4 protein-coding genes are annotated in these 7,716 nt (G+C 39.3%); all 4 read right to left on the bottom strand.

The genetic code is table 11. From position 1 onward, the window contains the following. Window positions 1–111: 111 nt before the first annotated feature. On the bottom strand, window positions 112–2,130 hold the full coding sequence (locus QZY09_RS04165; protein WP_295668506.1) for a copper-translocating P-type ATPase: 2,019 nt from the start codon (window positions 2,128–2,130) through the stop codon (window positions 112–114). Between the two features lie 637 nt (window positions 2,131–2,767). Then, complete coding sequence (locus QZY09_RS04160; RefSeq protein ID WP_295668503.1) at window positions 2,768–4,510, bottom strand: hypothetical protein; 1,743 nt, start codon at window positions 4,508–4,510, stop codon at window positions 2,768–2,770. Window positions 4,511–4,994: 484 nt separating this feature from the next. Beyond that, complete coding sequence (locus tag QZY09_RS04155; protein WP_295668500.1) at window positions 4,995–5,615, bottom strand: chemotaxis protein CheB; 621 nt, start codon at window positions 5,613–5,615, stop codon at window positions 4,995–4,997. Next, a complete protein-coding gene (gene kaiC / locus QZY09_RS04150; protein ID WP_295668496.1) occupies window positions 5,608–7,134 on the bottom strand; it encodes a circadian clock protein KaiC in 1,527 nt (508 codons plus the stop codon). Before kaiC ends, QZY09_RS04155 begins: the two co-directional genes overlap by 8 nt. Window positions 7,135–7,716 lie beyond the last annotated feature (582 nt).

The following is a 7,716-nucleotide window of genomic DNA, read 5'->3' as shown; positions in this document are numbered from 1 at the left end:
CATTACGCTACAACTTAATGTAAGGGCAGTCAGGGCGATCATTATTCTTTTCATGTTTTCTTTAGTTAGTGTTCTTAATATATACCCAATAATAAAGCCACGTTAATGGATCTAAGCTTTTACTTTAAGCATACTCGCGTTGATAGCTACAACAACGGTACTTACCGTCATTAATGCCGCACCCATGGCCGGGCTTAATACAATACCCTGGTTATATAATACCCCTGCCGCAAGCGGCAAAGCAATAACATTATAACCTGTTGCCCAGACCAGGTTCTGGATCATCTTACGATAAGTCGCTTTACCAAACAAGATTAAATTCACAATATCCTTTGGATTACTGTTTACCAAAACAATTCCAGCGGTGGCAGCGGCTATATCGCTCCCTGAACCCACGGCGATACCAATATCCGCCTGGGCCAATGCAGGCGCATCGTTCACGCCGTCGCCGGTCATGGCTACAAACTCGCCTTTTTTTTGTAATGCCTTTATTTCTTTCAACTTTTGATCTGGCAGTACTTCGGCGATAAAACTATCCATACCCAAAGTTTTACTTACGCTTGCTGCCACTTTACTATTGTCACCGGTAAGCAGTATGGATTTGATGTTTTCTTGCTTTAAAACTTTAATCGCCTCTGCTGATTCTGATCGTATTTTATCAGACAGCGCCATATATCCGGCCAATTTTTTATCAATAATTACAAATACGACTGTTTCTGTATCATCGGCGGTAAAGCCCTCTGGCAGCGCTAATTTATTTTCCTTTAAATAACCGGGACTAACCACCAACAGCTTTTTTCCTTCTACGGTCGCTTCAACTCCCATGCCGGTGATCGCCTTAAAGTTCTCCGCTTTCGGAACGGTTATTTTTAAATCCTTTGCTTTTTGCAGGATACCTGTGGCAATGGGATGCTCAGAGTTTTGTTCCAGCGCAGATGCCAGGCGTACCAGTTCATTTTCTTTGATGTCTTTATCTGACGAAACAACTTTAGATACTTCAAACTTCCCTACCGTAAGCGTACCTGTTTTATCAAACACTACCGTTGTAATCTTTCTCGAATCTTCGAATGCATTCCTGTTTTTGATCAATAATCCATGTTTTGCGGCCAAAGCAGTTGATTTAGCTACCACTAAGGGTACGGCCAGCCCAAGGGCATGCGGACAACAGATTACAACTACGGTAACCATTCTTTCCATCGCAAAGGACAAGGGATGCCCGGTTAAAAACCAAAACAGGAACGTTGAAATACCAGTCAACAGTGCGATAATAGTTAACCATTTTGCGGCGGTATCTGCCAGCAACTGGGTTTGTGATTTTGACTTTTGTGCATCATCTACCAGCTTGACGACCTGCGAGAGATAAGAGTCTTTCGCCCCATGTGATACGGTAACTTTAAAAGAGCCGTTGCCATTGATGGAACCGGCAATAACTTTATCTCCTTTTACTTTTTTTACCGGTTTTGATTCCCCTGTCAGCATACTTTCATTGAGATAACTTTCTCCGTCCAGTATGATCCCATCTGCTGCAACTTTTTCACCCGGCTTAATCAATATGATATCCTTCTCTTTTAAAGTATCCGTTTTGACATCATGCACCTTATCATTCATCACCAGGTGTGCATCTGCCGGCATTAGCTGTACCAACAACTCAAGTTCATTGGATGCCCCCATAACCGAGCGCATTTCTATCCAATGGCCTAACAACATGATCAGGATCAACGTATCCAGTTCCCAAAAGAAATCCATTCCTTTTAAGCCGAACACAATTGCCGTACTATAACTGTAAGCAACTGTAATAGCAAAGCCGATCAGGAACATCATCCCCGGGGTTTTTGCTTTCACCTCGCTAATCAAACCTGTCAGGAACGGCCAGCCGCCATAAATGAAAACAACTGTAGACATTACAAACAAAATATAGCTTGAACCAGTGAAATACCAGTTGACACCCATGAAACGCTGAATCATGGTTGATAGCAGCATGATTGGAATGGTAAGCGCCAACACCACATAAAAGCGCTTTTTAAAATCGGTGATCATCATCGCATGGTGGTCATGCTCCGACATACCCTTGTGCGGATTTTGGTCTTGTTGCTTTTTACTATGATCCATATCCCCTGGCATTTTTGTCATCTCAATAGGTATTATTTAAATTACAAAACCGGTTTGTGATTTTCTTAAGGTCTAAAACATATTATGGAATCTTTTAAACATTCGTATTTGTAAAAGCCAGGTGGTCGATACCCCCCTCATACCTTTACTAATACGATTTATTTTTAGCTTACGGGTTTTAATTTCTTTTCCGGAACCAGCCGAAAAATCCTATTATTACAAAGAGTAAAACGATAATGGTGAGCCACCAATATATTTGCATTCCACCGAAACCTCCATTGTTGTTCATCATAGTTGTATATTTTAGTGATTGGTAATTTGATGATATTGTTTACTTTAAAATATTTTAAAAAGCAAAGTCAATATTAAAAAGTCTTCAGGCGGATTTTTTGCAAAAACCCGCCTGAATAAAATAATTAACAGGTAAGTGATGTTATAAGCTTTAAATATGAAAATTGTTTTAAACTTATCAGGCATTAGAAGTTCGTCTTTCTAAACAAGGTATATTTGGGCTTTTGTCTCGGCGGGATCGTCGGTGACAGACCGTGCGTAGACGAAAAAGTCGAACCATTAGTATTTGTTAAATACAAGAATTTCATGAAAATCTGCTAAAACAATTTTAATAGAATATTTTGGTGATTTTAAGTTGAGGTAGCTTTTAGAACACAGGTTTGTCAATGGTCAAATCTTTTATTTTCCAGGCAGTTCTTAATTGCTGTCGTACTTTATTCAAAGCTAAATCATCACCTGTGTTTTTATAAGCCAATCTAAGCCCAGTTAATGCCCAGCCATTATTAGGATTAACAACCAAGTCCTTTTTTAACACCTTAATTGCTCCGTTGTATCTGCCTGCTTTTAACAACAGTTCTCCCAAACATTGCCTTGCAGGTAGAGGCCAATCACGAGGCTCGTTATAGATTAGTTTGTCTTCGGCATTTACAGCCTTTTTTAAGATATTAGCGGCGGTACTATAACGTTTTTGTTTCTCAGAAATAACCCCCTGTAAAATAAGTCGGGCAACATCAGCTGCTTCATAAGCGGAACTAAAATTATCAAGAGGTGCCTTTAAAGATGCATCATCCATTTTATCGTTCAGCATTTTTAACTCGTTGTCAGCTTTAATGAGGTTGTCCTTCCCGCACCAGGCTAAACCTTTTGAAAAATGCATTATTATTGATGCATAGGCAACCGTATCTATTAATTTGATTTCCAAAATAGCATTCCACTTACCAAAACGAACCAGTGTTAATACTGGCTGCATATAGACGTATTGGAAAAAATTGCCGTCGGCACCTTTTAAAGATAGATAAGCCAAAGGTATAATGGCTTTAAGAGAGTCAGAACTGTTGATAGCTGTTTTATAATTACCGCCCATTTGTGCGCAGTTAATTTTTAAATGTATGTTGTGGATTTGGTATAATGCAGCTCCATTTATTATGGGTTCATATTGTTTCAAATAAAGACTATATCCCCTGATTGCAGCGTTATTATCCTTAATTCCTCGCTGATAATCACCCGTGCGGATATATATGTGTGAGGGCATATGCGTGATATGCGACACCAGCGGCATCAATGTATCCAGTATATGCGCACTGTTTAAAGCCATTTGCGGGGTAGATGATGCTTCCATTGTATGAATATAGTAATGGTTTGCACCGGGGTGTTTTGGGCTGATAGCGAGTGCATGTTCTAACAAGGATCGTATTTGGGCGGTCCACGGCTTTGGTGTAAAATCGTGGGTGTATAAATCCCACGGGTGCAATAGTAGCAAAGCATCTGCATAAAGCGTTACTACATCGGCATTGTTAGGATATTTAGAATATACCACTTGCATAGCCTCGGAATAGTTAATTCTCAGCTGCTTTACGCTGATGGTGCTGTCTTTACTGTACCGATGGCCCATAGCTTTAATAAGTTCCTTTTCCAGTGGAGAACAATTAGGGCTAAAAGTATTAGCTTCCACAGATGCTTCGTAAGCACCGGTGGGAGGAGAATAGCCATTTGGATAATTAATAGTTGGACCCATAGCCAATGATTTGCCATACCATGCCATTGCACACTGAGGGTCAAAATGGGTTGCTTTGGTAAAAGATGCGATCGCTTCAATCGAATGAAAAGCATAATACATGCTTAACCCCTGATTAAAATAAAATTGGGCACTGTCAGACGTAGTCGTAATTTTCAATTTGTATCTGCCCCAGCCTTTTAACGCAGGAATAACTAAGTTTGTATCTGCAGGATTATATGCTGAACCACATATGGCAACATGGCCGCTAAAACCTTTAAACCAAAACTGTTTTGTTGAGGTAACTTTCTTCTGATAATGGGAATAAAAAGATTGTGCGACAAAAAAAGCTATGACTAATGCAAAGCATATAATGATGCTATATTTTATTTTCATTTGAATTGCTTAAAAAGTATCTGTATTTGCAATTTAAGCTTTTTTGACTAATTATTACAATCGTATGATTTAACTTTAGAGGAAATATCACTCCGCTACCTAATAATTAAGTCCAATATTAATATCTGACTTAATTATTTATAATTAAGTCAAAACAGATGAAATCAAAATTAGAACACACTTCTGCTAGGTACCTAAAGAATTTGAGCCTAAAAACACAATTATTTAAAAAATCCGGCAAAAAAATATAAAAATAAAAAACCCCGCACGTACGTCGGTACTTGCGAGGTTTTTGTACTCAAAGCGGGACTATTCTCGAACCATTTTATTGAAGATTTACAAAGAATAGCTTGTTTGGTGGCTTAATGGACACATTAATAATTACAAGGTGGGACAAAAATCGAACCATCTAAGTATTTGGTAAAATATAAGAGACATTATTTTTAAGGTCGTGTAATCTCTTAGGTTATATAAAAAGTTCCTATCAAATGGAATTAGTTTTAAGCGCAGCCGCCAAACTTTTTAGTTTATCTGGAATTTCGTCGAGAGGTATTACGAAATCTACATTACCTGAGTCCTGGGCACTGAGCGGCATGAAGTCGACTTCGGCAGACAGGTCCTGAGCAAAGGTTTTTCCTCCGTTTGCCTTGATTTGCTTGCAGCCCTTTGTGCCATCACCATCATATCCGGAAAGTACAATACCAATCGCACGATCGCCCATTGCCTCTGCCAAAGATGTAAAAAATAAATCCACCTGTTTATTCCTGCCGGAGCGTGGGGAGATGACTTTGAAAGTATAATTCTCCATTAGAAGATCCGCATCAGGAGGAATCACATAAACGCAATTTGCCTGAATTAGCATCGCTTCAGCAGCCACTCTTACAGTCATTTTGGTATGGCGCGACAGAATTTCAACTAACTGACTAACGGCGGTGGGGTTCATGTGAGAAATAATGACAAAGGCCATACCCGTATTTGACGGCATGGCATCCAATAATGCCTTATATGCATTAAGTGCTCCCGCTGAGCCGCCAATACCAACAATTAGGTTAGGATGTGATGCTCCCATATCTACGAAAGATACACCCCTTTTTTTATTAATCACCTTTATCTTGCTTAATTAATTTTTCACCCTCAGAAACATTTTTACCGATTTTCTTTTTCTTATCCGCTACCGCTGTAGATTTACCGTCCATTGGCACCAATTTAATTCCATCATCACTCAAAATTAATTTGTGTACATCACTGTCGTGGCCCGTGCCACGAGACTTAACAATGAAAAGTCCACGAATTCGTTTTTTACTGACGTCTTCTTCTAACTCTCTCACTACTATCCAGGTGTCGATTAAAGAGGAGACCCCAATTTCACCGCTTGTGTCGTTTTGTGAGGCTGAAGAAACAAGGCTTGTAAAAAAGCTTGTGATGCCATTGGATTTTAAAAGATCGATCATGCGGGTAATCATTGATCGGATTTCACGCTGGTCCCCCTCTCCAATTAGACTTGTCAGTGGATCTATAACAACCGCTTTTGGTTTGAATTCTGCAATAAGCTTATATAGATCAAGTAAATGCATTTCCAAACCAAAAAAGGAAGGTCTGGTAGAAACAATCTTTAAGAGCCCTTTATTTATCATCGGTTCAAAATGAAAACCTATAGAACTCATATTTTGAGTGAGCTGCCCTGCAGATTCTTCATAGGATAAGAAAAGACAGCGTTCGCCACGTTTACAACTTGCCAAAGCGAATGCAGCAGCTAAGCTTGTTTTTCCGGTGCCTGCGGTACCTGAAGCAAGCACTGTGCTTCCCATGGTATAACCTGGTTTACCTCCTTTGAACAATTTGTCTAATGATGGAATTCCTGTCGAAACTTTCATAGACAAGCCTGGTTGATCAAGCCCCGCTGATGTGATGGGGATTACAGAAAGTCCATCTTTATCAATAACGAAAGGATATTCGTTTGTTCCATGTTTTGAACCCCGATATTTAACTATACGGATCCTACGAATGGCAATTTGATCCTTAACCCTGTTATCCAGAAGAATGATGCAGTCGGAAATGTACTGTTCCAGGCCATGCCGGGTATAAAATTCTTGTATAGGCTCTCCGGTAACAACCGCGGTTACTTTTTTTTCCTTAAGCCACCTAAAAAGTCTTTTTATCTCTAAGCGAAGAATGCCAGCATCTGTGATACCTGCAAACAGAGATTCAATAGAATCTAAAACAACTCGTTTGGCGCCAATGGAATCAATGGCATGTTCCAAACGAACGAATAACCCTTCCAGGTTAAAGTCAAGCTCCTGTATATCTTTGCGCTCCAAAAGAACATGTGCAATCAGGATTTTTTTTTGGGAAACAAGCCCTTGTAAATCCAGGTTTAGAGAAGCCACGTCTTTATAAAGTTCATCTTCTGTTTCTTCAAAGGACATGAATACGCCGGGCTCTTTGAATTTGATCGCACCGTTGATTAAAAAATCAATCCCAAAAAGGGTTTTTCCGGAGCCTGTACTTCCACTAACTAAAGTGGTCCTGTTTTTCGGAAGGCCGCCGTCAGTAATTTCGTCAAAGCCTTTAATGCCGGTAAGGCACTTTTGTAGTTGCTTAGGATGGTCAGCGCTTTTTTTCATGTTGGTTTTTTTGCTCACGATTTTACGGTACACTCAAGCGGCCGTATTTATAATAGGAAACCCCCTATTAGGGCATTAAATATAAATGAGCATACAGCAGTATGAACAATAACTCGAGGGGTTTGTGTTAATAGAATTGATTTAAAACCCACTAGTCCGAATGTTGTTAAAACTATACCTAAAATTACGGCACCGATAATTGCCGGGAGATTAAGGAAATCTTCATTTGTTCCTGACCAAATCGAACTAAATAGAAAAAAGTATTGATCGTCGGCACTTACTAATTATAGAATTTCATAAGTTACCCCTTAGGTATTATTGTTAGCGTCTATAAAAGAAAGTTTGATAGAAACACGCAAGTACGACGGTACTTGCGTGTTATTGTACTCAGAGCGGGACTGTTCTCGAACCAATTTATTGAAGATTTACAAAGAATAGCTTGTTTGGAAGCTTGATGGGAACACTGAAAATAATAAACCGGGACATTTTTCGAACTCTCTAAATAAATAGATAAGTCAAAACCATACCATAATCGAAAAAAGGAAAAAAGCGATTGGAATGTTAAGTATTACGGTTAAATTG

Source organism: uncultured Mucilaginibacter sp., assembly GCF_903913935.1.
Classification (GTDB): domain Bacteria; phylum Bacteroidota; class Bacteroidia; order Sphingobacteriales; family Sphingobacteriaceae; genus Mucilaginibacter.
Note: the sequence above shows the minus strand (reverse complement) of the source record. Positions and strands in the feature narration are given on the sequence as shown.

Coding starts and splice junctions, on each gene's coding strand:
- QZY09_RS04160 (WP_295668503.1), bottom strand. CDS start 4,510: ATGAAAATAAAATATAGCATCATTATATGCTTTGCATTAGTCATAGCT.
- QZY09_RS04165 (WP_295668506.1), bottom strand. CDS start 2,130: ATGACAAAAATGCCAGGGGATATGGATCATAGTAAAAAGCAACAAGAC.
- kaiC (WP_295668496.1), bottom strand. CDS start 7,134: ATGAAAAAAAGCGCTGACCATCCTAAGCAACTACAAAAGTGCCTTACC.